General features: G+C 62.2%; 24 protein-coding genes. 13 read left to right on the forward strand and 11 right to left on the reverse strand.

The window, feature by feature from the left end; all coding sequences use genetic code 11:
- Positions 1–376: 376 nt before the first annotated feature.
- Positions 377–1,156: a hypothetical protein gene (locus HDG34_RS11515; RefSeq protein WP_184060083.1), complete on the forward strand. Its 780-nt coding sequence runs from the start codon at positions 377–379 to the stop codon at positions 1,154–1,156.
- A complete protein-coding gene (locus tag HDG34_RS11520; RefSeq protein ID WP_221309104.1) occupies positions 1,113–2,309 on the forward strand; it encodes a GGDEF domain-containing protein in 1,197 nt (398 codons plus the stop codon). The genes HDG34_RS11515 and HDG34_RS11520 overlap by 44 nt, the downstream gene beginning before the upstream one ends.
- A 12-nt stretch (positions 2,310–2,321) precedes the next feature.
- Here HDG34_RS11520 and HDG34_RS11525 read toward each other — a convergent pair whose 3' ends face one another.
- From HDG34_RS11525 to HDG34_RS11535, 3 genes are all read right to left on the reverse strand, one after another.
- Positions 2,322–2,972: a glutathione S-transferase family protein gene (locus tag HDG34_RS11525; RefSeq protein ID WP_184060085.1), complete on the reverse strand. Its 651-nt coding sequence runs from the start codon at positions 2,970–2,972 to the stop codon at positions 2,322–2,324.
- A gap of 162 nt (positions 2,973–3,134) precedes the next feature.
- Positions 3,135–4,610 carry a sodium:solute symporter gene (locus HDG34_RS11530; protein WP_184060087.1) on the reverse strand — a complete coding sequence of 492 codons (1,476 nt, stop codon included), beginning with the start codon at positions 4,608–4,610 and terminating at the stop codon, positions 3,135–3,137.
- A complete protein-coding gene (locus HDG34_RS11535) occupies positions 4,607–4,822 on the reverse strand; it encodes a DUF3311 domain-containing protein (protein WP_184047032.1) in 216 nt (71 codons plus the stop codon). Before HDG34_RS11535 ends, HDG34_RS11530 begins: the two co-directional genes overlap by 4 nt.
- Positions 4,823–5,171: 349 nt before the next feature.
- Here HDG34_RS11535 and HDG34_RS11540 point away from each other — a divergent pair, with 349 nt between their 5' ends.
- Together HDG34_RS11540 and HDG34_RS11545 are read left to right on the forward strand one after the other, a co-directional pair.
- On the forward strand, positions 5,172–5,849 hold the full coding sequence (locus tag HDG34_RS11540; RefSeq protein ID WP_018425193.1) for a MarC family protein: 678 nt from the start codon (positions 5,172–5,174) through the stop codon (positions 5,847–5,849).
- A 420-nt stretch (positions 5,850–6,269) separates the two neighbouring features.
- Positions 6,270–6,515, forward strand: coding sequence for a DUF6723 family protein (locus HDG34_RS11545; protein WP_090809892.1), 246 nt, complete (start codon positions 6,270–6,272; stop codon positions 6,513–6,515).
- 47 nt (positions 6,516–6,562) lie between these two features.
- On the opposite strand, the gene HDG34_RS11550 is transcribed toward HDG34_RS11545, so the two are convergent.
- On the reverse strand, positions 6,563–6,799 hold the full coding sequence (locus tag HDG34_RS11550; protein WP_184060089.1) for a hypothetical protein: 237 nt from the start codon (positions 6,797–6,799) through the stop codon (positions 6,563–6,565).
- Between the two features lie 195 nt (positions 6,800–6,994).
- Here HDG34_RS11550 and HDG34_RS11555 point away from each other — a divergent pair, with 195 nt between their 5' ends.
- The 5 genes from HDG34_RS11555 to HDG34_RS11575 all read left to right on the forward strand — a co-directional run bounded on the left by HDG34_RS11555 (position 6,995) and on the right by HDG34_RS11575 (position 11,125).
- Positions 6,995–7,321, forward strand: coding sequence for a hypothetical protein (locus tag HDG34_RS11555; protein WP_184060091.1), 327 nt, complete (start codon positions 6,995–6,997; stop codon positions 7,319–7,321).
- A 60-nt stretch (positions 7,322–7,381) separates the two neighbouring features.
- Positions 7,382–7,558 (forward strand): hypothetical protein, encoded by a 177-nt coding sequence (locus HDG34_RS11560; protein ID WP_184060093.1) that lies wholly within the window; start codon positions 7,382–7,384, stop codon positions 7,556–7,558.
- A gap of 53 nt (positions 7,559–7,611) precedes the next feature.
- Complete coding sequence (locus HDG34_RS11565) at positions 7,612–8,157, forward strand: cupin (RefSeq protein WP_184060095.1); 546 nt, start codon at positions 7,612–7,614, stop codon at positions 8,155–8,157.
- Positions 8,158–8,422: 265 nt separating this feature from the next.
- Positions 8,423–10,504 carry a transketolase gene (gene tkt, locus HDG34_RS11570; RefSeq protein WP_184060097.1) on the forward strand — a complete coding sequence of 694 codons (2,082 nt, stop codon included), beginning with the start codon at positions 8,423–8,425 and terminating at the stop codon, positions 10,502–10,504.
- Positions 10,505–10,666: 162 nt separating this feature from the next.
- Positions 10,667–11,125 (forward strand): bacterioferritin, encoded by a 459-nt coding sequence (locus HDG34_RS11575; protein ID WP_184060099.1) that lies wholly within the window; start codon positions 10,667–10,669, stop codon positions 11,123–11,125.
- On the opposite strand, the gene HDG34_RS11580 is transcribed toward HDG34_RS11575, so the two are convergent.
- Complete coding sequence (locus HDG34_RS11580) at positions 11,122–12,231, reverse strand: DMT family transporter (RefSeq protein WP_221309105.1); 1,110 nt, start codon at positions 12,229–12,231, stop codon at positions 11,122–11,124. The genes HDG34_RS11575 and HDG34_RS11580 overlap by 4 nt on opposite strands.
- A 378-nt stretch (positions 12,232–12,609) precedes the next feature.
- On the opposite strand from HDG34_RS11580, the gene HDG34_RS11585 reads away from it, so the two are divergent.
- The gene (locus HDG34_RS11585) at positions 12,610–13,314 is read left to right on the forward strand and encodes a response regulator transcription factor (RefSeq protein WP_184060101.1); all 705 of its coding nucleotides are present in this window, start codon (positions 12,610–12,612) and stop codon (positions 13,312–13,314) included.
- 41 nt (positions 13,315–13,355) lie between these two features.
- On the opposite strand, the gene HDG34_RS11590 is transcribed toward HDG34_RS11585, so the two are convergent.
- Together HDG34_RS11590 and HDG34_RS11595 are read right to left on the reverse strand one after the other, a co-directional pair.
- Positions 13,356–15,302: a hybrid sensor histidine kinase/response regulator gene (locus tag HDG34_RS11590; protein ID WP_184060103.1), complete on the reverse strand. Its 1,947-nt coding sequence runs from the start codon at positions 15,300–15,302 to the stop codon at positions 13,356–13,358.
- Between the two features lie 69 nt (positions 15,303–15,371).
- The gene (locus tag HDG34_RS11595) at positions 15,372–17,201 is read right to left on the reverse strand and encodes a hybrid sensor histidine kinase/response regulator (protein ID WP_184060105.1); all 1,830 of its coding nucleotides are present in this window, start codon (positions 17,199–17,201) and stop codon (positions 15,372–15,374) included.
- Positions 17,202–17,955: 754 nt separating this feature from the next.
- Between HDG34_RS11595 and HDG34_RS11600 the strand changes: the two genes are divergently transcribed.
- Positions 17,956–18,309 carry a DUF4148 domain-containing protein gene (locus tag HDG34_RS11600; protein ID WP_184060108.1) on the forward strand — a complete coding sequence of 118 codons (354 nt, stop codon included), beginning with the start codon at positions 17,956–17,958 and terminating at the stop codon, positions 18,307–18,309.
- 119 nt (positions 18,310–18,428) lie between these two features.
- Positions 18,429–18,764 (forward strand): hypothetical protein, encoded by a 336-nt coding sequence (locus HDG34_RS11605; RefSeq protein ID WP_184060110.1) that lies wholly within the window; start codon positions 18,429–18,431, stop codon positions 18,762–18,764.
- Here the strand turns inward: HDG34_RS11605 and HDG34_RS11610 are convergent.
- The gene (locus HDG34_RS11610; protein WP_184060112.1) at positions 18,739–19,572 is read right to left on the reverse strand and encodes an oxidoreductase; all 834 of its coding nucleotides are present in this window, start codon (positions 19,570–19,572) and stop codon (positions 18,739–18,741) included. The two genes, HDG34_RS11605 and HDG34_RS11610, sit on opposite strands and share 26 nt — an antisense overlap.
- Positions 19,573–19,726: 154 nt before the next feature.
- Here HDG34_RS11610 and HDG34_RS11615 point away from each other — a divergent pair, with 154 nt between their 5' ends.
- Complete coding sequence (locus HDG34_RS11615; protein WP_260321133.1) at positions 19,727–20,638, forward strand: AraC family transcriptional regulator; 912 nt, start codon at positions 19,727–19,729, stop codon at positions 20,636–20,638.
- Between the two features lie 475 nt (positions 20,639–21,113).
- Here the strand turns inward: HDG34_RS11615 and HDG34_RS11620 are convergent, their stop codons facing one another.
- The 3 genes from HDG34_RS11620 to zapE all read right to left on the reverse strand — a co-directional run bounded on the left by HDG34_RS11620 (position 21,114) and on the right by zapE (position 23,424).
- Positions 21,114–21,416 (reverse strand): hypothetical protein, encoded by a 303-nt coding sequence (locus tag HDG34_RS11620; RefSeq protein WP_184060115.1) that lies wholly within the window; start codon positions 21,414–21,416, stop codon positions 21,114–21,116.
- A 228-nt stretch (positions 21,417–21,644) separates the two neighbouring features.
- The gene (locus tag HDG34_RS11625; protein ID WP_184035240.1) at positions 21,645–22,073 is read right to left on the reverse strand and encodes a VOC family protein; all 429 of its coding nucleotides are present in this window, start codon (positions 22,071–22,073) and stop codon (positions 21,645–21,647) included.
- Between the two features lie 250 nt (positions 22,074–22,323).
- Positions 22,324–23,424 (reverse strand): cell division protein ZapE, encoded by a 1,101-nt coding sequence (gene zapE, locus HDG34_RS11630; RefSeq protein WP_184060117.1) that lies wholly within the window; start codon positions 23,422–23,424, stop codon positions 22,324–22,326.
- Positions 23,425–23,498 lie beyond the last annotated feature (74 nt).

Below are 23,498 nucleotides of genomic sequence, written 5' to 3' on the forward strand. Positions count from 1 at the left end.
GTCGCGTGCGCGTTCGCCGCCAGGCCCGGTTGTTGCATGCGAAACGGCGACCGCGTTGGCGCGTTTCGCAGAATCCGCGTCGCATCGGGCGTAGCGGCCTACGGCAGGCGCACGGCTGGCTGTCGGCTCTTTGCCGGGTTGGAGTTTTTACCGGCTTTGCACGCTTTTTTGCCAACTCACACGGCATCTGGCGGCGTCGTTTGAAGCACCGCCGAAGCGAGGCGGAAACGCAACGCTGCTATGTTGTCGGCCGTTCGCGACAGGATTACATTCATTGAGCATTGCGTGCAGCGGCGGTCCGCGAGCTCGGTTTACGCGCCGGCTCGTCAGCGCGCCAGCTTGTCTGCAAGAAGTGGCATACCCGGAGCGTATTGCGATGGCTACCGATCCCGACGATATCGACTTGCGTCATTCCACAACGGACGGCCGGTCCTCCTTCGAACCCGATGGCCCTGACGAATCGGGCGTGCCGCCCCCGCGCTTCGGCCGCCTCGCCCTGTGCCTCGCGGCGGCCGGCGCGCTGACCTTCGGTGTGGTGGGCACCGTCGCCTACGGCGTCTGGTTCAACCAGGATCAGCAGACGTACGCGGATGCCATTGCGGGCGCGCGCCAGGCGCTCGGCTCATCGGCATCGGCCCGGGTGCCGACGGTGGCCGTCGCGCACGCGTCGGAGGAGGCCGCCGCGCCGTTTGCCATGCCGTTTGCCATGCCGTCAGCCAGGCAGCCCGCCGCGCCAGAGGTCGCGCTCGCAGCGGCCGGCGCGAACGGCGGCTTCGAGGACACCAACCCGGCCGTGTGGTCCGGGCAGATCCGCCCGAGTACGCCTGACCCGAATCTCACCGCCACGCTGGCCGATACGCCGGTCGATACCTCGGCGGATATGTCGGCAGATATGTCGGCCACCCCACCCACAGCCCCCATTGTTCCCACGCCGCCGCCGGGCTACCCGCGGCACGTCGCCAATGCCGCCAATTCCACCGCGAAGCCCGCGGCCGGTCACGACGCGAAAGAAGCACGGCTCGCACAGCAGGAGCGGCGCGCGTCGTCGCAGCACAAGGGCGGTCTGTTTGCGCGGATCGGACAGTTCTTTCGACGCGTGAGCTATCGTCAACATGACAACGGCCGACGGCAACAAGATCCCTACTCCCATCCCTGAGCACGCGGTCGTCGGGCCAGCGGGGCGAGCAGGGCTACGCGGCGCCGCACGCGCGCGCGTGCCGGTGTGGCGCTTCCGGCCGGGGCCCGCGAGCGTCGGCGTGGCCGCGCTGTTGTGTCTGCTGTTCGGCCTGCTGTATGTGGCGATGCAGATCCGCACGGTGTTTTCCGATCAGTTGAAGCAGGAGTACGCGGGCCTCGTGCTCGAAGCCGCCGGGCGCGTCGACAGCGCGCGCGAACAGTTGGCCGCGTGGCAGCGTATGGCCGACACCCCGGCGAGTCACGACGCGTCGTTCGTGCCGGCCTATGACGCGGCGCGCGCCGAACTCGCGCGGCGTTTCGCGGCGCTCGCGGCGCTCGTCAACGCGAGTCCGTCGCCGGCGCCGCCCATTCCGTTGATGTCACCGACACAGGCGACGCCCGAAGCCGTCGCGGCGGCGCTCGGCAGCGTGTCGGCCTACTGGCGCGCGCAACGCGACGCGTCGAGCGCCGACGTGCGGCTGCGCGTCGCGCACGTCGCGCGCACGCTGATCGCGCTCGCCGCGCTGCTGTTCTGCATGCTGATCACGGCGCTCGGCATGTACGCGAAGCGCACCCGCCAGCTCGCGGGGCAGTCGCACGAGTTCGAGCTGGCGTCGCTGCACGATTCGCTGACGGGCCTGTCGAACCGCCGCAAGCTGCTGGCCGCGCTCGACTCTGCCGCCAGGCACGCGCGGACCGTGGCCGTCGAGCAGCGCCTGGCGGTGCTGTATATCGACCTCGATGGCTTCAAGCAGGTCAACGATTCGTTCGGGCATCGCACCGGCGACGAATTCCTCGCCGCGGTATCCGCCCGGTTTCGCGCGTCGGTGCGCAAAGGCGATCTGGTCGCGCGCATCGGCGGCGACGAGTTCGCGGTGCTGGTGCGCACCTTCGCGGGCGATGACGAGCTGGCCGAGATCGCGCGCCGGCTGATGGCCTGCGTGGTCGACACCGACCAACAGATGGGAATCGGCGGCGTGCGCGCGAGCGTGGGCATTGCGAGTTATCCCGACGACGTCGACGATCACCGCCGTCTGGTCGCCGCCGCCGATGCCGCGATGTATCAGGTCAAGCGCGACGGCAAGAACGGCTTCGCGTTCGCGGCGCAGACGGGCAGGGAAGCGACGTTGTGAACCGCCTGAACGTCACTGGCCTTCGTTGCGCCACTCCGTCAGCTTTTCGCGCTCGTTGAGTTCGATGAACGCCGGCCGTGCGCGCAGCCCGCGGATATAGCTCGCGAGATGCGGCCAGCCCACCGTCGCGGGGTGGGGCATGTTGCGGGTCCAGCGCATCAGCACGAGCGCGAGCAGATCGGCGGTGCTGAGCTTGCCGCCCGCGAGGTATGCGTGGCCGTCGGCGAAATGCCTGTCGAGCCGCGCACACGCTTCTTCGATGCGGCGTTGCGCGAGCGCACGCACCGCCTCGGCGCCCGCGGGGTCGCCGTCGCTGCCGGCGTAGAACCAGTCGCGCATCGCGGGCAGCAGCGTATTCGCGAGGTAGATCATCCATTCGAGCCATTCCGCGCGTGCGGCCGAGCCGGGCGTGGGCGCGAGGTCGGCCTCGGCGTGGCGCTCGGCGAGCAGCATCAGCAGCGCGGCCGATTCATGCCGCGGCACGCCATCGACGACCAGCGTGGGCACGCGCCCGGCCGGATTCAGACGCAGATACTCGGGATCGTGCTGCTGGCCCGCGTCGATATCGACGAGGCGCGCTTCGAACGGCACGCCCATTTCGAGCAGCATCCAGTGCACGGGCATGCTGGCCGCGCCGGGCGAGTAGTAGAGAACGTAGGACATTCGGGGCTCCGTGGATCGTCGAGAGCGCGGTCGAGCCGTGCACAGAAAGAATCAGGGGCTGTCGCCGAAACGAACAGCCCCTTCAGATGCGTCAGGCGCCAGCGTACGCAAATGCGGGCGCTCGAAACAGCAAGCCTCGAATCACGCCCGCGGCCAGGTCTTTCAATGCGCCGACGCGTGCTTCTCCTGCTCGGCTGCGCTCGGCTGCGTCACCGCGCTGACGATCACGAACACGATCACGTTGACCGCGAGCGCAAGGAAGCCGATGTTGACGTCCTTCAGCGCATCGGGCAGGAACGGCATCAGTTGACCGACGCTCCAGTGCAGCGTCGTGGTCAGTGTGACCACCGCGACACCCGCGACGATGCCGCAGAACGCGCCTTGCCTCGTCGCGCGGTTGTGCGGGAACAGGCTGCAGAGCACGGCCGGGAACAATTGCGTGACGAAGCTGTAGCCCATCAGCAGCAGCGCGACGATGGTTTCGCCGCCGTTCAGCGTGAAGGCGACCGCGACCAGCGCCACGACCGGTACGAGGAAGCGCGCGATCACCGCGACCGACGCATCCGACGCGTTGCGGTTCACCATGCCGCGATACACGTCGTTGGCGAGCAGCGTCGACGCCGAGGTCAGGATCATCGAGCCCGGCACCAGCGCGGTCAGGATACCGGCCGCGCCGATCACGCCGACGAACCACGGATCGAACGTCTGCAGCGACAGGCGGAACAACGACAGGTCGATGTCGGCGCCCTTCAGGCCCGGCACGCGCAGCGTCGCCGCGAAGCCGACGAAGAACACGAACAGCAGGATCAGCTGATAGAGCGGCAGAATCGCGGCATTGCGGCGGAAGATTCGCTCGTCCTTCGCCGTGAAGATCGAACCGAACGTGTGCGGCCACATGAAGAAGCCGAGCGCGGTCAGCAGCACCGTCGACTGGAACCACACGACGCTCGAACCGCGCGCCGGGAAGGTCAGGAAGCCGGGACGGGCGGCGTCGATCGTACGGAACATCGCGCCGATGCCGCCGTAGTAATGCAGCGGCAGATAGATGCCGAGGAACAGCACGATCGCGAGAATCAGCAGATCCTTGGCCACCGAGTTCCAGGCGGAGCCGCGCACGCCCGACACGATCACGTAAGAGGTCACGACGATCGCGCCGATCCAGATCGCCGCCGTCGACGAGATCGCACCGTACGACGCGGTCGAGACGATGATGCCGAGGCCCTTCAATTGCAGCACCAGGTACGGGATCAGCGCGGCCACGCCGACCAGCGCGACCAGCGTGCCGAGCGCCGGGCTCTCGTATTTGCGCGCCAGGAAGTGCGGCTGCGAGACCAGGCGGTGCGTCTTCGCGTAGCGCCAGATCGGCGGCAGCATCCAGTACGACAGGATGTACGCGAGCGTGCCGTACGCGAGGATGTAGTAGACCGGCGCCCCCTTGCCGTACGCGAAGCCGCTGCCGCCGAGGAACGTGAAGGTCGTATAGATTTCGCCGGCCATCAGCAGGAACACGAACGCGGTGCCGAAGCTGCGGCCGCCCACGCTCCACTGCTCGAGGCTCATGTCGTGGCCGCGCCTTGCGCGCACGCCGAGGAACAGCGCGAATAGCGTAACGGCGGCGATGATGACGAGTGCGCTCATGGGCGAACCTCCTCGCCATCGGCGGCGACGTGTCGGTTGGACGGATCGAGGTTGTAGATGATCGCCATGATGATCGCGCTCAACACCACCCACATGACGATCCAGGCCAGCACGAACGGCATGCCGAGCACGAGCGGCTCGACGCGATTGACAAACGAAATGCCGACCAGGATGCCGACGAACGGCAACGCGGCAAGTACACGAAGCAGCATGTGGACAACTCCTCGAACCAGTAGGTATGTGTCGTTGAAATTCCGGCTTCGCTGAGGACTGTATGCCGGATACTTCGGTCCCGTAAAGCAGGTCAAAATAAATGTCGGAGTTTCGACCGCTGCAATTGCATCTTTCCAGCCCGGATTGCTGCAGTGCAAAGCGGGACGCGCCGTGGCGCGCAAGGCGTCGCGCGGCTTTTCTGCAGGCCGACTGGCGCGCCGCGATATGATCTGCGAGCATTGCAGCATTTTCCGGACCGCGCGATTCCAGCCGGGTTCATGACCGGCGGCGCGCCCAGGCGCGAACCCGCGCGAGCACACGCAGACAAGCAGGCACACGGACACCCACATGGTCGAAAGTCTGATCTCGGACATCATGTTTGGCTTTATCGGCTTAATCAGCATCATCAATCCGTTCAGCGGCGCGTTCGTGTTTCTGGACCGGACTGCGTCGTTGACCCTCGACGAGCGCACCCTACTCGCCCGCAAGATCGCGATCAACGCCGCCGTTGTGCTGCTGGTGGCATTCTTCATCGGCACGCCGATCCTGCATTTCTTTGGTATCTCGATGGAGGCGCTGCGCATCGGCGGCGGGCTCGCGCTTGCCGTGGGCGGCTGGCAAATGCTCAATGCGCCGGACACGCCGGCAGTCGAGCAGACGGAAGTCAAGCGCGTCGACGCCGAAACCGCGAAATCGCGCGCGTTCTTTCCTCTGACCGTGCCGCTGACCACCGGGCCTGGCTCGATCGCGACCGCGATCGCGCTGTCGGCGAATCGCACGCACAAGCTGTCGGCGTTCGTCATGTCGGGCATCGCGTCGGTCGCCATCACGTTCGCGGTGGCCGTCTGCGTGTATCTGATCTACAGCCGCGCGACGATCCTCGCGCGCTATCTCGGCGTCGAGGGCACCAAGGTCGCGTTGCGGGTGTCGGCGTTCCTGCTGCTATGCATCGGCGTGCAGATCATTCTGACCGGCGTGTCCGAATTCCTGATTCCGATCGCGACGATGCGCCCGCCGGCGGGCTAGCGCCGCATGCCGGCGCCATGCACGCTGTGGCGGCGGCGCCGCAGGTGGATCGCCTTCGGGTGGTTCGTGCGGAACGTCGACCGGATCGTCCGGGATCGGATCGGGGTCGATCTTCGGCGGCGGCGTGTTCGGCGCGATGTCGGGGTCGACTTCGGGCGGCATCGGCGCATGCGGATGCAGCGGCAGCGACTGGTCGAATGTGCCGATTGCACTGGGCGCTTGCCGGCTCGTATCAGGTAAATCCATCAGTCCTCTCCTAGTCTTCGTTCAGACGCGCAATGCTCGTGCCGCATGCGGACGGATGTCGTTCGCGTGGAACGCCAATTGCTGGAACCCGGCACGCGCGCCGCATTGCGATGACCGCGCGCGCCCGGCTCACATTGGACATCGCCCACGCAAAGCACAGGACGAGGAGCGCATATGGCGCGACACAAGGCCGACGTTGCCGACGACGACTTCGAGATTTTCGCCAGCTATCACGGAACAGGCGACGGCCGATACATAGGTGGACTGAAGGTTGTGAGGAAAGCGGACCGGCGGATTCTGTTCCCGTTCGAGGGCGCACCGCAGATCGGCCCCTATGCGACCGCCGACGAAGCACGCCGCGCCGCGATTGCGTACGGCCGCAAGCTCGTCGCGGCCGATCGTGCCGCGCCCGAAGGCTGAGCGGGCGCAGCCGGTTTGGCGGTGCTTGCGTGCGAGGCGCAGAGCCATCAAGGCAGACCGCCGAGCGACGGCGAAATCGTGCTGCCGCGCGCGGGATCGCCCGGATGTTCGTCGGGCAGGGTAGGCCGCGCCGACAGCGGCGGATGATCGCGATAGCAGGTGTCGACCGAACCGTCGACGAGGCAGTTCTGGAACGCATCGGCGTCGCTCTTTTGCGCGAACGTGTACAGCGTGCGCTCGACCTGCACCTCGGTATCGGATACGCGAATTGTCGTAATGCTCATGTGGTTCTCCTTCGGGGGCGCTTTTTTACAAAGCGAACGTGCCGCGCTACTGCCTTCGGGATCGCAATGGCCGTGCCTGTTGCGCTGCGCGCGGCCTTCTCCGGCAGGGCTCGAATGTTGCTGCATGAACCAGGTGCCCGTTCGAGATGGCGCGTAATGACGCGAATCGACGGCAGAACAAACGAGGAGGGCGCGATGCAAGATCCCCAATCGACCGACACCCCGCAGCAGAGCGCGACGCCGGGCGGCGAGCAGTCCGCGAGGCCAGATAACCACGCCGCGCCCACGCTGTCCGACGAAGTCAAAGCCCGCAACAAGCCGAGCGGCACGCACTACGTCGAGCCGAGTCCGCTCGGCATCGAACCGGTCGTGCAGACCGGCGTGGACAAAGCGACCAATCCGCCACGGTCGAGCGAGCGGCCGCGCCAGGGCGCCGAAGTGCCGCTCGGCACCGGCGAGCACGCGGAGCCGCCGGGCGGCGGCGGGCGCGAATCGCATCACAAGCAGCCGGGCGAGCAATGACGCGGCGCGTTGCGTGCCAGCCGTGCATCCAATCCGTCAACACCCAACCGGAGAAAGCGCATGCAACCGGACACTCCAACCCAATCGATGAACCCCGGCGACGAAGCGCCGCCCAACACGCCGGGCGCTGGCGAAGACCTGTGCGGCGCCTGCCACGGCACGGGCAAGGTCGAGGGCGCTCGCTGCGCGGTGTGCGGCGGCACGGGCAAGGTGCTGCAGGGCATCGGCGGAGGCTAGCCGGCTGCTCGTCCGCAGGTTCGCGGCAACCGCATCACAAGCCAGGAGCAACCATGTTCAACGAGTCCAGGCACGGCTTCGACGCCGCGCAGACCGAATACGAAGCGTTCATGCTGGAGCCGCACGACTGGGTGCCGAACAACAGCAAGCTGCCGGTCGTGCTGTACCGGCGCGCGCTGTCGCCCGGCAGCGGCAATCTGCCCGCCGCGTTCGAAATCCTCTTCGAGCGGAATGCATGGCCCGCGCAGTGGCGCAACAGCATCTTCGACTTCCATCACTTTCACGCGACCGCGCACGAGGTGCTCGGCGTGACAGACGCGAGCGCCGAGGTGATCGTCGGCGGGCCGGGCGGACGCGTGGTGACGCTGCACGCGGGCGACGTGCTGCTGCTGCCGGCCGGCACCGGCCATTGTCTGCAATCGTTCGAGCGGCATTTTCAGGTGGTGGCGGGCTATCCGTTAGGGCAGCAATGGGACATTCGCCGCGAAGCGCTGACGCCGCAGGAACTCACCGAGATGCTGGCGTTGCCGTTTCCGCCGCTCGATCCGATCGACGGCAAGCATGGTCCCGTCATCGAGTTTTGGCTGCAGTCGGCCTGAACTTCGTCGTTCGCGAAGCAACCGACCTGCGGCGGCGTGGCGTGCAGAGTCGCGCGGTTAGGCGCATCATCTGTGGGCTTTGCCGCGATTTTCCCGCGCGCTTTCGGCGCTGACGCTGGCACGTGGGCGGTTCCACGTGCGGCTTCGCGTCCTTAGCGACATGCCCGGACGCGCGCGATTCCATGTCGACACGATGCGCCGATCCGTCCGCGCGCTCCGCGGCGCGCGTCGGCCGTCTTGCGAATTGCCGAACAAGGAGCGTCCCATGCAAAACGATTCCGCCCTCGATCAGTTGTGCATCAACACGATCCGCACGCTGTCGATGGACGCCGTGCAGAAAGCCAATTCCGGCCATCCCGGCACGCCGATGGCGCTCGCGCCGGTCGCCTATCACCTGTGGCAACACCACCTGCGTTACGACCCTGACGAGCCGCTGTGGCCGAATCGCGACCGCTTCGTGCTGTCGGCCGGGCATGCGTCGATGCTGCTGTATTCGCTGCTGCATCTGGCCAACGTGAAAGCCGTCGACGAACACGGCAAGCCGACCGGCGCGCCGGCCGTGTCGCTCGACGACATCGAGCATTTCCGCCAGATCGACAGCAATACGCCGGGCCACCCCGAGTACCGGATGACGACCGGCGTCGAGACCACCACGGGACCGCTTGGGCAAGGGCTCGGCAATAGCGTCGGCATGGCGATGGCCGCGCGCTGGTACGAGAGCCACTTCAATCGCGCGGACGCGCCGCTGTTCGACTACCGCGTGTACGCGATTTGCGGCGACGGCGACATGATGGAAGGCATCTCGCACGAAGCGGCCTCGCTCGCGGGGCATCTGAAGCTGTCGAACCTGATCTGGATTTACGACAGCAACCGCGTGACGATCGAAGGCCATACGGACCTCGCGTATAGCGACGATGTGGCAAGCCGCTTTCACGGCTACAACTGGCACACGCTGCACGTCGGCGATGCGAACGACACCGCCGCGCTGGAAAAGGCGCTGGTCGAAGCGAAGAGCGTGACCGACCGGCCGTCGCTGATCGTGGTCCACAGCATCATCGGTTGGGGGGCGCCGAACAAGCAGGACACCGCGTCCGCGCATGGCGAAGCGCTCGGCGTCGAGGAAGTCGCGCTCGCCAAGAAGTTCTACGGCTGGCCCGAGGACAAGTTCTTCTACGTGCCCGAGGGCGTGCACGAGCGCTTCGCGCAGGGCATCGGCGCGCGCGGCAAGGCGGCGCGCGAACAATGGCAGGCGAAGTTCGACAGCTACAAAAAGCAGTATGCGGAGCTCGCGCGCGAATTCGCGCAGATCGAGGCGCACGAATTGCCGCAGGGCTGGGACAGCGACATCCCGAGCTTCAACGCGGACCCGAAGGGCATCGCGACACGCGAATCGTCGGGCAAGGTGCTCAATGCGATTGCCGCGCGTGTGCCGTGGATGATCGGCGGCGCGGCGGACCTGTCGCCGTCGACGAAAACCAACCTGAAGTTCGAAGGCGCCGGCAGCTTCCAGGCGGATCACTATGCCGGCCGCAATCTGCACTTCGGCATTCGCGAGCATGCGATGGGCGCGGTGGTCAACGGTCTTGCGCTATCGAATCTGCGCGCGTACGGCTCGACGTTCCTGATCTTCAGCGACTACATGAAGCCGCCGATCCGCCTGTCCGCGATCATGGAAGTGCCGGCCATCTTTGTGTTCACGCACGATTCGATCGGGCTCGGCGAAGACGGTCCGACGCATCAGCCGATCGAGCAGCTCGCGTCGTTGCGCGGCGTGCCCGGCCTAACGGTGCTGCGTCCCGGCGACGCGAACGAAGCGGCCGAGGCCTGGCGCGTTGCGCTGACGCAGCCGCATCGGCCAGCGTGCATCGTCTTGTCGCGCCAGCCGCTGCCGACGCTCGACCGGAGCCGCTATGCGCCCGCGAGCGGCGTCAGGCACGGTGCGTATGTGCTCGCCGATGCGCCCGCTGGCAAGAAGCCAGAGGTGATCCTGATGGCGACCGGCAGCGAGCTATCGATCTGCGCCGACGTGTACGAGAAGCTGAAGAGCGAGGGCATCGCGGCGCGCGTCGTGTCGATGCCGTCGTGGGACATCTTCGAGCGCGAGGACGGCGCGTATCAGGAGTCGGTGCTGCCCGCGGACGTCGAGGCGCGCGTCGCGGTCGAGCAGGCTGCGTCGCTCGGCTGGGATCGGTATACAGGACGGCTCGGTGCGCAGGTCGTCATGCATACGTTCGGCGCGTCGGCGCCGATCGCGGATCTGAAGAAGAAATTCGGTTTCACGCCGGAAGTCGTGTATCAGGCGGCGAAGCAGCAGATCGAGCGGGTGAAGAAGGGGAAGGGCACTTGAGCGTGCGGCGCTCGACGACGTCGTGAACGCTTGATGCGAAAAGCGGTGGGCCGGCGGAATCTATCCGTTTCGATCAGGCGTGCGGCCGCGGTTTGCGGCCGCTTGCCGGCCTACTCGGTCGCGAGGCCGGACGCCTCGCCGCGCCATGAAAGGAGACTTCAAATGGCCGAGATCAATAAGGAAGACGTTGTTGCGGTGCTGAACCGGATTCTCGAATCCGAATTGGCCGGCGTCGTCCGATATACGCACTATTCGTTCCTTGTTTTCGGATTCGGACGCATTCCGATCAGGTCGTGGTTGCGCGCGCAGGCCGATGAATCGTTGTTGCACGCACAGCAGGCCGGCGAATGGATCACGACTCTGGGTGCCTATCCGTCGCTTGCGATCGGTCCTCTGCTCGACTCGCACACCTTCGATATCTCTTCGATCCTCCGCGAGTCGTTGCAAGCCGAGAATCTTGCGTTGCAGTTGTATCGCGACCTGCTGGCGCTCGTCGAGGACCGCTCGGTTGCACTCGAGGAGTTCGCCCGTCAGATGATCCACGTCGAGGAGATGCACGCGGGCGAAGTCGACAAGATGCTGCGCCGCCCTGGGGAAATGTCGACCTCGGAGGACAGCTAGTGCTGATGCCGATGATGGATATCGGGGAAATGCGCGTGCGAATGTGTAATAGGCAGATGCACGTGAAGGTGCGTGTGCGGATCTTCACCGGCATAAGGAAACTCATGCGCATGCTGATGGTGCTCGTCATGGCGATGCCGGTGCGTGTGTTGAAGAAACTCATGGCTGTGCTCATGCTCATGCCGCTCGCGCACATGTAGCCAGATACCCAGCGCCATCAGGGCGGCGGCAATCCAGAAAGACAGATTGGGTAGCGCGGGCCATATGATCAGCGAAAGCATGACACCGAAAAGCGGCGCAACGGAAAAGTACGCGCCTGTACGCGCCGTACCGAGATGGCGAAGTGCAACAACGAACAGCACGAGGCTGATGCCGTAACCGCCAAGCCCGGTCAGCATCGCTGCCGCCATGGTTCCTGCTGACGGAAGCGAAGCGCCCGCCGCGATCGCAATGCCGAGATTCACGGGACCGGCCACCATCCCTTTGAGACACGCGATCACCATCGGGTCGTTCGCCGAGACCTTGCGCGTCAGGTTGTTGTCGATTGCCCAGCACAGACACGCGCCGACGATCAGTAACGCACCCACCGGCACGCCTGACTGTCCCGGATGCCACGACAGAAGTACGCCGCCCGCAACGATCGCCACCATCCCGAGAAAAACCTGAATGTCGACATTTTCCTGGAAGACCACCCAGGCAATCACTGCGGTCAACACACCCTCAAGGTTGAGCAATAACGAACTCGTTGCCGCTGGAGTAGTGGACAGGCCCAGCATCAGCAATGCGGGGCCGGCGACGCCACCCATCGCTATCGCCCCGATCAGCCAAGGCGACTCGCCTTTGGTGATGCGGTGGTCCGCGGCGGACTGAAGCCCGCGCGATCGAAAGGCACGCCACGCGATGCCGACCCCAAGCCCCAGGCCGCTACCGAGATAAAACAGTCCTGCGAGCATGAAGGGGCTGACTGAGCCGAGCAGCGCCTTGGCCAACGGTGTCGCGGCGCCGAACAGCGCCGCGGCGATTAAGGCGGTGAATATCGCGCCGTATACTGATCTCACCACTCCAACCTCTTGTCCGCAGCAGAAGGGACAGTTTCCAAGGTACATCGGTCGTTCAACACCGCCTGGACGAAATGATAGGGGCATACGTCGACGCACTTCGCACGTGTTCGGAGCATCGAACTGTCGGCACGCCGCAGACATTTCGCCGCGAGGCTGTCCGTGCGCCACCACCACTCGCGAATCGCCTTCATGCCGGCGGCTGCCGCGCAAACCGATTCGATCGCGCAAAGCCGTGTGCCGCCCGGGGCGCGGCACACGGCGCGAACATGGCACACCCTGTGCGCTAGAGACCGCGGGTCCGCAACACTCTGCAGTTCAAGGATCTGCGGCCTCGCTCGATATGCTAAGCTGTCAGGCAGTGCTCCGCACAAACGTAGCGCACGATCGATGCTTTTCTCGGATGTATAAAGAGGAGAAGCGACCATGAAAATCCTATGGGTCGACGACCACGAAATTCTTTGCGTTGCTCTTTCCGAATATGTCCAAACACACGCGTCGGAGCTGAGCGCAGCCCCCATCGACATCACGCCCGTCTTTACGCTTGCCAGCGCGCTTGAAGAAGTCAACAAGACACCGCCCCCGGACCTGGTATTCCTGGATCTTAATCTGGATGGTGAGAATCGTGGCGCCGCGACACTTGAGCATTTTCAGGCCGGAAATCCATCCAATGTTCCCGTGGTCATCTGCACAGGACTTGCTCCTGGAAACGATCATGAAGTTGAAATTTTGCGAATGTGCATGCGTGACTACGCCGCTCGAGGAATCCTGTTGAAAGGAGGCGCGCACAAAAAAATGTTCATTGGACTGAGCAGGATCTTAGGAGGTGAACTCTGGATTCCGGAAGAAGTCTTGCTCCGCTTTGCATGCTCGACACAAGCGCCCTCAGCTAGCCGGAATCAGCATCATCTTGGGCTTTCTCCGCGAGAGTGGGATTTGGCGCGTTGCATTGCACGTGGCCTCTCAGGTAAACAGATCGCAAGAGAGCTTGGCGTCTCCGAGGGACATGTCAGACAGGTTTCTTGTGTTATTTACGACAAACTTCAAGTCAGAAACCGCGTTGAAGCTGCACTTCGAGTCAATGCCGAACTTACCCTTGGAACGGGGGCAGCAGATACGCGACTGTCGTGAAGATCTCTGCTAACGCTCTTCATGTTTCCCTGCCATCACTTTTAACCGCCTTCGGTCGACGTTTTTGGCTTATGCTCTGCAAGTGTGGTCAATAAGGTTCGTTCCGAAACCGGTTTCGACAAAAGCTTGACGCCACTGACGGCTACTTTTTTGAGCACAGCTGACGAGGTGTCGCCCGACCACAGGATCGCAGGGATCGAGGCGTCGGTAGCAGCGCGGACCGCCGTAATCGCCGCAATGCCGTCCTCGTTTTCCAGCCGGTAGTCGGAGAGGATGAAGTGCGGACCGCTTGCCAAAGCCTCAATGCGCAACTGCTCGATGACGTCGGATGACGATTCCCCCGCCACGACGTAGCAGCCATGCTCGATCAGGCGCATCGATATTTCTATTCTTAAGTCGCTGTTGTCCTCGATGATCGCCACGATCATATTGGTCAGGTCCGGGTCGCCGTCTTCAACCGTTTGAACCTCGCGCAACTCCGGCGGTATGAGTCCCATGAACGGGACCGTAACCGAAAAACGCGATCCCCGTGCTGGTGTCGAGTCCACGTCCAGTTTGTGACCAAGAAGGCTCGCGAGCCCCTGGACAATGGACAGACCCAGGCCGAACCCTTTTTCACGATTCCTCTCGGGATTATCGACCTGTACATAGCTTTTGAAGATATCCGCCTGTCGACCTTCAGGGATACCGATCCCGTTGTCCCAGACGCTTATCTTTATGCGGCTGCCTCGCCTCTGGCAACTCACCAGAACATGTCCCTTCTTGCCTCCCTGTTCGGAAGGCGTGTAACGGAGCCCATTGAGCACCATATTCCGGACGATCCTGTCCAACGCATGTCGATCCGTACGGACCAGATAGGGGCGACTACGGAGTCTTAACTTCAGCCCCTTTGCCTCAGCCAGCGGCTGCATATCCACGACTATGCCGCGTAAAAGGGAAGGCAGCGCCACCTCCTGAATTTCTACATTCCAGGTGCCGGACTCGAGGCGGCAGATATCCAGTGCCCCGTTAATCATCCCTTCCATCGCATCCACTTGCCTTTGCGCAATCGAGACGCCTTCGACCAGATCGGTCGATTTAACGCTCCGCTCGATGAAATTTAACTTCAGGCCGAGCGTGGTGAGCGGTTGACGCAGGTCATGGCTTATCGCAGCGATAAGCAGGTTCTTCTCCGCCGTTGCCGCTACAGCCTGAGATCGCGCCTCCTCGAGAATGATCTCTTTAACATATGCGCGCTTCTGAGTGTAAAAAATGAACCACGCGAGGAAACAATAGCCAATTAGTTGAGCCGTATAAAAGCCCAGCATTGCTGGCCGGTAAATAAATAGAGGTGGTCCCAAGCTGAATCCGAACGGGATAGCGCCGAGCACGAATGAACCTAAATTCGCACGAAGACTCGGTGCGAGCAGCAGCAAGGTAAATGTATGGCTGATTAGCGTGTACTCAAGGAAGCCGGAACTGGCCAATTTGACGTAGGGAGCATGGCCCGAGAAATCGGGTGGAGTTAGCCCAAAGCTACCTGCCGCCCACCAGAACGATGTCAGTGTGACGACTGCAGCCCATGTCCAGTGCATTTGCTCGACCGCGTCGACGCTGGCGTGCTTCGGGAGCGCCATGGTCTTTTTCAGCAAGTATGCTGCCAAAGGAGTGGCTATCCCCCACAGTCCCAGGACCCAGACGACACGGAACCAACGGTAGCTATCCGACGTTTTGATCCACGATCCATATACGCACAACAGCGAGGCTCCGACCGACACTAGCACGGTCCAACATACCGCTCGACGGGACAGCGATTTCAATAACTCACGTTTGACATAGAGATTCTGCTCGGTACTGAGTGCCGCACCCGGTCCCAGAAAAGGATTCACAAGTTCAGCGAATACGCGGCGCTCGATTGTGTGAGCCGTTTCGCCCGCGCACAGTGATGTGCTGGCCCCGGGCTTTTCGCCCGCGTCGGAATCACGTCTTGTTTGAATACGGGACGCCATAGCAGGCCTCCGAGAATCAAGTGCAGCTACGCTCCGTTGCGCTAGCTTTGTGTTCCCCTGCCATCTCTTTCACCCTCCTTCGGTCAATGTTTTTGGCTTATGTTCTGCAAGTATGGTCAATAAGGTCTGGTTAGAATCCGGTCCCGACAAAAGCTTGATGCCACTGACGGCTACTTTTTTGAGCACAGCTGAGGAGGTGTCGCCCGACCACAGGATCGCAGGGATCGAGGCGTCGGTAGCAGCGCGGACCGCCGTAATCGCCGCAATGCCGTCCTCGTTTTCCAGCCGGTAGTCGGAGAGGATGAAGTGCGGACCGCTTGCCAAAGCCTCAATGCGCAACTGCTCGATGACGTCGGATGACGATTCCCCCGCCACGACGTAGCAGCCATGCTCGATCAGGCGCATCGATATTTCGATTCTTAAGTCGCTGTTGTCCTCGATGATCGCCACGACCATATTGGTCAGGTCCGGGTCGCCGTCTTCAACCGTTTGAACCTCGCGCAACTCCGGCGGTATGAGTCCCATGAACGGGACCGTAACCGAAAAACGCGATCCACGTGCTGGTGTCGAGTCCACGTCCAGTTTGTGACCAAGAAGGCTCGCGAGACCCTGGACAATGGACAGACCCAGGCCGAACCCTTTTTCACGATTCCTCTCGGGATTATCGACCTGTACATAGCTTTTGAAGATATCCGCCTGTCTGCCTTCAGGGATGCCGATCCCGTTGTCCCAGACGCTTATCTTTATGCCGCTGCCTCGCCTCTGGCAACTCACCAGAACATGTCCCTTCTTGCCTCCCTGTTCGGAAGGCGTGTAACGGACCGCATTGATCACCATATTCCGGACGATCCTGTCCAACGCATGTCGATCCGTACGGACCAGATAGGGGCGACTACGGAGTCTTAACTTCAGCCCCTTTGCCTCAGCCAGCGGCTGCATATCCACGACTATGCCGCGTAAAAGGGAAGGCAGCGCCACCTCCTGAATTTCTACATTCCAGGTGCCGGACTCGAGGCGGCAGATATCCAGTGCCCCGTTAATCATCCCTTCCATTGCATCCACTTGCCTTTGCGCAATCGAGACGTCTTCAACCAGATTGGTCGATTTAATGCCCCGCTCGATGAAATCTAGCTTCAGGCCGAGTGTGGTGAGCGGTTGACGCAGGTCATGGCTTATTGCGGCGATAAATTGGTTCTTCTCCGCCGTTGCCGCTACAGCCAGAGATCGCGCCTCCTCGAGAACAACCTCTTTTACACATGTGCGTTGCTGATCGTTGCAAATGAACCATGCGACGACACAATAGCCAATTATTTGAGCCGTATACCAGTCAAACATTCCTGGCCGGTTAATAAAGAACAGTGGTGCCATGTTAAATCCGAATGGGATAGTGCCAATCACGAGTGCGCCTAAAGCCGCACGAAGACTGGGTGCGAGCAGCAGCAACGTAAATGCCTGGCAGATCATCGTCAGTTCCAGAAAGCCATACCGGCCGAATCTAAAGTAATAACCATGGAGGACCACGAATTTGGGTGGGATGAGCCCAAAGCTGGCCGCCGCCCACCAGAAAGATGTCAGCATGATCAATGCAGCCCATGCCCAGTGCATCTGCTCGACCGCGTTGACGCTGGCGTGCTTCGGGAGCGTCATGGTCTTTTTCAGCAAGTATGCTGCCAAAGGAGCGGCTATCCCCCACAGTCCCAGGATCCAGACGACACGGAACAAGGGATAAATATCCGATGTTTGGATCCACGATCCAAATACGAACCAGAACGGGCTTCCGACCAGCAGTAGCGCGATCCAATATACCGATCGGCGGGACAGCGATTGCAATAACTCGCGTTTGACGAGGAGATTCTGCTCAGTACTGAGTGCTGCAACCGGTCCCACAAAAAGATTCATGAATTCAGCGAATCTGCGGCGCTCGATTGTGTGAGCCGTTTCGCCCGCGCACAGTGATGTTCTGGCCCCGGGCTTTTCGCCCGCGTCGGAATCACGTGGTGTTCGAGTACAGGACGCCATAACAGGCCTCCGGGCATCAGGTGCAGCTACACGCCATTGTGCTAGCGGTCCGCCAGCAAGTCGATGGACAAGTGTTCTGTTTTTTGCCGAACAAAAGTTCGTGATCCACGCAGGTGGTCCCTACCGGAGATTTGTGCCCGCTGTGAAGAGCGTTGGGCGCAAGACCGTCAAAGCTGCTGAACGAGGGTAAGTATGAGGCTGATCTCTAGCGCTGCGCAGTACCAGTAACTCGCGGTTGTCCTGATCAAGCACGGCTCGCCAATTGCGATATTGGGTGCTCGCTCCGTGTGTGCCGCGTCGAACTGCATCCGTAACCAGGCGTGCGCCGTACGCTCAAGAAAATCACTCTAACGAATAATCGTAAAGCGACACCGAACATTTATTCTCCAGAAAAGGAACTTTTAATGCCGAACATCAAATTATCGACGTAACTACAACTGACACGATTACACGGCGCAATAATGCAACATAATTCGATACAAGGAGGGCGTCAATCACCGCACAATGGCCCGCGTTCTTCTCTGGTCGAATGCCCCCATATCAACCACAACTTCCAGTTTGTCTGCAGAACTGGCTGCAGTGTGCTATTCGGTTTCCCGATTGTTAAGTTAGCCATGAATCAAGGAGCTCCACGATGAAAACCCTTGCATGCCTTGTCCTCGCCAGCTGTGCGCTTGCCAGCCCAGTCGTCAGCTTCGCTCAGAGCACCGCGCCCGTCACCCGTGCGCAGGTGCGCGCGGAACTGATCCTTCTCGAGCAGGCCGGCTATCACATGGGCGACGGCGACCATACGAAGTATCCCGAGCAAATTCAGGCTGCTGAAGCGAAGATCGCTGCACAGGACAGCCAGCAGGCGGGCAACAGTGACGTTGGCGGTACGACGACCAACGGCACCGCAGCTTCCGGCAGTGTCGAGCATGTGTCGACGCCCTCGCCATCGTCGTGCGTCGGCCCCGCAAGTTATTGCAACCTTTTCTTCGGTAATTGACCGCAGATGGCTCGCCCGACACCGCCCCGACGATCCGGGTAACGTGCCTGGATCGTCGGGGGGCGTCCTCACCGGTGGCGTCCGAATCTTCGGACCCTGCGCAACGAATTCCAGGTGAAATGATGAACCCGCGGGCGATACGCATCGCCGGCCACATGGCCTTGACCTCGTTGACACTTTACGTCGCCGATGTATTGCTGCGCACTAACAACAGCGTTGCAGGCGCGATGTTGCTGATCCTCGGGACGTTGGTCATACATCTCCTTCGCCCCTTAATCCATTCGAGCATCGAGCCGCCTTCGATGAGCTTTCGCGTCTGGCTCAACAAATCCTCGCTGCCAACGGACTTTCAGATCGGGCAAGCATCGCTTCGTTCGCACCCGACGCCGCGGGATACGGTTCTCGACAGCTTCTCAGCCTCGGCGCTCATCAGCCGTCCGTCGAAACGGTGGTAGCCTCCCATGCATCGATTTCCACGTTCAATGCCGACAACTTGTCGCGAACGAGCCCGAGTGCGTCGCTACCGAGCAAAAGACGCGTGGGCGGATGATCCGCTGCCATGGCGGCCAGCATTGCGCGCGCCGCTTTCCTGGGATCTCCCAATTGCTTGCCGCTTTTTTCCTCGCGGGCCTGGCGGATGGGATTGAAAATATCGTCGTAATCCGAAATCGAGCGGGGGGTCCGCGTCATCGAGCGACCTGCCCAGTCAGTGCGAAATGAGCCCGGCGCCACGGCCGTCACGGCAATACCGAAGGGCTTGACCTCTTTGCCAAGCGCCTCGGAGATGCCCTCCAACGCAAACTTGCTGCCGCAGTAATAAGCGATTCCCGGCATCGTGATGTAGCCGCCCATCGATGTGATATTCAGAATGTGGCCGCGGCGGCGCTCACGCATGAACGGCAGGACGGCCTTCATCATGGCGACCGCACCAAATACATTCACATCGAACTGTCGGCGCATATCCGAGAGCGGCGATTCCTCCATGATGCCCTCGTGGCCGTAGCCGGCATTGTTGACCAGCACATCGATTGGTCCGACGCCAGTCTCGATTTCCGCCACGACGCCGTCGATCGCGTCGAAGTCGGTCACGTCGAGCACGCGTCCCCAAGCGGCATTCGCGGATACGGACTCGAATTCACGCTTTGCCTGGGCACTTCTCACCGTACCGACGACCTTGTGACCCACCGCCAGCGCTTCCTGTGCGAGCGCGCGGCCAAAGCCGCTGCTGACGCCGGTGATGAGCAGTGTTTTGCTGGTTGCCATTGAAGCTTCTCCCGAATGTCGATTGGAGAGTGCATACTAATCTGACCAGCGAGGCAAATTAAGCCGAATTCCGCTGATTTTCTTGCATAAAACTATGAACACGATACGCGCTTTGGCCCAGCATCCAGCTCTATCCTCTCGAAGCCAGAAACGCATGATTGTCCTGCTACGCGCGTTGGCGCCCGACGAGGGCTACAACCTGACGGCACTGCCGAGCGTCCGCATCTTGCGGTCGAACCGGGCGCTATCGCGCACGCCCGTTCTGTACGATCCCGGTATCGTGATCGTCTGCCAGGGCCGCAAGCGAGGTTATTTCGGCGACCAGCTCTACCTGTACGACGAGCGTCACTACCTGGCCGTGTCCGTGCCCGTGCCGTTCAGCATGGAGACCGACGCAACCGAGGAGCGCCCACTGCTCGCGCTGTATCTGCACCTCGATTTCGCATTGGCCGCCGAACTTGCGGAGCGGATCGACCGCGAAGGCGTGGGGGAGTGCGCACCAGCACCTCAAAGCATGATGTCGACGCCGATGGATGACGCAATGCAAGCGTCCGTGCTGCGCTTCCTCGAGGCGATGCATCGGCCACTCGAATCTGCTGTGTTGGGCGCCGGGCTGCTGCGTGAACTGTATTTCCGGGTGCTCACCGGAGCCCAGGGAGGCTCGTTGCGCGAGGCTTTGGCGATGCGAGGACAGTTCGGACAGATAGGCCGCTCACTCCGCCTGATTCATGCAAGCTATGCGCAGCCCCTCGACGTGAGGCAACTGGCCGACGAAGCGGGTATGAGCATTCCGAGTTTCCACAGCCACTTCAAGGCAATTACGCAGGTGTCGCCGATGCAATATGTGAAGTCGACGCGCCTTCATCAGGCTCGCCTGTTAATGGTGCGCAAGGAACTAACCGCGGAGGCGGCGGGACACGCTGTGGGTTATGCGAGCCCGTCCCAGTTCAGCAGGGAATTCAGGCGTCTGTTTGGCTTGACGCCTGCCGCAGAGGCTAAGCGTATGCGCGAGAGCTTCGCGATCCCGGCAGTATTCGCTGATACGGCTTATGTCTCGTCGCACTGAATTTGCCGCACCGGTGAGCGCGATTGTTCGATGTCACGCCGATTGTCCGAAAGTTAGGGGGATACAGGGACGGCGGCCGTTTTCAAGCGGCGATGCAAACCACCGAGCCAACGGATTAACTGACCGAGGTCCGTCCTTGATTCGTTGCGCGGCCGCCGCCTTGAACTCCGCCGTGTACACCTGGTTTGGTACCTTGAACATCTCTTCTTTCCTTCCTTTGGGTCGATTTTATGCACGACCTACTGGAAGGCGAAATTTCGGGGGAAGCTCAATCGAGACGTTTTGGCACACAGGCCGACACGTTGGGGCGAACTCGACCTTCTGGCGCGTTATGACCGGCCAGTCACACCAACTTTTTTCTACCGTCGCGATCTGTGTTGCCAGTCGCGGCTATCCGGTCACGCTACGCCCGACGAAATTGAACCGCCTGGTCGCATTGCGCTCATTTGCGCCCGGTTGCCAGCCTTGATTGCTCTCATTGGCCTGCTGGCGACTTTGTGGTTGGGGTCGCCAGCGAGTTGTTAACCCCGTAAGCGGGGGGGCGGGCCGTCGAGCTACTGTTGGCGCTATTCGGCTGGCCCCAGGTCGGCTGGGCCGAGGTCGGCGACCCGGCGCCGCTGTCCGTGGTGGTGGCACCAGGCGTGCCGTAGCCACTCGTTGCAGCGGCCGGCGACTGTGTGGTCGGAGTCGCCAGCGTGTTGTTGCTTTGTGCATATACGCTGCCCGACAGCGTGAGTGCGGCGACGGCCGCGATCAATGTGCTGCTTGCCTTGTTCATGACACGCTTCTCCTTGGTTGGACTGCGATTTCCACGCAAACGATGCTTTCGTACCGTTTCCGTCGCGGTCCCGTAATGCCAAGTTTAGGAAAGCGGTGGCTGATAGTTACGCGCATTATTCACAATGGTGAATATCGATTTTCGGCGCTAACCGGGTAACCTGACGCGCGCTGGTCCCCAATCTGAGGCTATCAGTCACCGCGCGCAAGCCTGCCACTGCGGCCGCCATTATTTCTCTTCCCGCATCGACGGCGTAAACGTGATTCCGACCAGCAATCCTTCCGGCCCGATGAAGCGACTGACCGTCTGGCCCCACGGCTCATTCCGGTTCCTGACCAGCATCCGATACCCTTGCGATTCAAGTTCCGCCGTTGCCGCCTGGACGTCGTCGACATCAAACTCGATCCAGGCTTGCGGGATGGGTACGTCGCGAGGCCACGAATCCGTGCCGAAGCACGACTGGGAGGCGTGGGAGAGCGGCCACAAGGCGAAAGAGTTTGCGCCGTTCAGACCCTCCGTATGGAGATAGCCGCCGTTCTCTTCCTTGAAGGGGATACCGAAGGCCCGACCGTAGAGATCGCGGCTTGCCTGGGCTTCAATCACAATCGGGCCAAAACCTGCGATGAACAAGGCCGTGGCTTTTGGGATCTTTTCCATGGCTTCTCCTTTGCCGCGAAAGAGCGGCGCGATGAAGAGCGAACATGTTCGCCCACGCCCATCGAACTGATCTGGCGGCGAGTTTTCCGGTACCGCGGGGCATGGCATGGTTGAGTGTAGGCTTGTTTCGGGGGGCCGGCGATGCATCGCCCGGCGCCGTGGCGCGTGCGTCGACGCGAAACGGCGTTGGCACGCTTTACCGTCGCTTTGCAAGAATTGCAGAAATGCGCGCGGGTCCGATGCCCGGCCATCAAGCCTTGGCGTTGATGCCGTCTTGCGCGTTGTCCTCGCCGCCTCGTTCAAGCGTGCTGCGATATGCGCGCGACTGCATCTCGGCAAGCCGGCTCAGCGTACGCGACAGATCACGCGCGCCTTCGAGACCGATCAACGCGGTCTCGATCGGCCGATCGGAGGCGATGAAGAGCGCGCGCTTGCGGTCGTAGAAGATGTCGATCAGCCAGACGAGTCGCTGCAGCGTATGCGGCTTCCTCAGCGCTTCCGTATGCAGACGATCGACGATCAAGCCTTGCCATTGCTCGGCGAGATCGAGGTAGTCGAGGTGCGAGCGGCTTGCGACGCACAACTGCTCGAAGTCCGCCCACAGCAGCGCGCGGCCGGCTGCCCGCGCTTCGAGCGGGCGGCCCGCCGCGCTCAGCCTGACCGGCTCGATCGCAGCGTCGCGTTCATGGCCCGTGAAGACATCGCGCAACGCGGCCTCGCTCGATGCGTCGAGCGGCGCGAAAAAGCGCGGCACCTCGGCCGCTTCGCCGCCGAAGCGGTAATCGCGCACGCCGTCGAAATGGATCACCGTGAAGCCGCGTTTGATCTGCGCGATGGTCGGCAGAAAGCGCTCGTGAAACTCGGGGTCGGGCAACAGATCGTCCGGTGCGTAGTTCGACGTCAGCACGATACGCGTGCCCAGCTTGATCGCGGTGTCGAGAAAGCGGCCCATCAGGAACGCGTCGGCGATATCGTGCACATGGAATTCGTCGAAGCACAGCAGCTCGATACCGTCGAGCCATTGCCGCGACACGTCGCCGAGCCGGTCGTCACCAGGCGGCGCGTGCACGAGCCGGCGGTTCATTTCGCGCAGGAACTCGTGGAAATGCAGGCGCCGTTTGCGGCATGGCGCAAGCTCGAACAGCGTATCGACGACGAGGCTCTTACCGCGGCCCGGCAGTCCGTGACAGTAGACGCCTTGCGGCCCGAACGCGGCGGTGGACCATGCCTGCCGCTCGCGCTGCTGCGCGCCGACCAACCCGACGAGCGCGCCGATGGCCTCGCGCTGCCGTGCATCGGCAGAGATGCCGCGCGCGGTCAGTGCGCGCGCGATGCGGGTTTCGTCAAGCATGGGCAGGAGCGTGCATGCCTGATGACGCGAATGATGCGACTTGCGCGAATGACGCAGTGTGGGCCGCCGCGAAA

It is taken from the genome of Paraburkholderia sp. HC6.4b (genome assembly GCF_014200875.1).
GTDB lineage: Bacteria > Pseudomonadota > Gammaproteobacteria > Burkholderiales > Burkholderiaceae > Paraburkholderia > Paraburkholderia tuberum.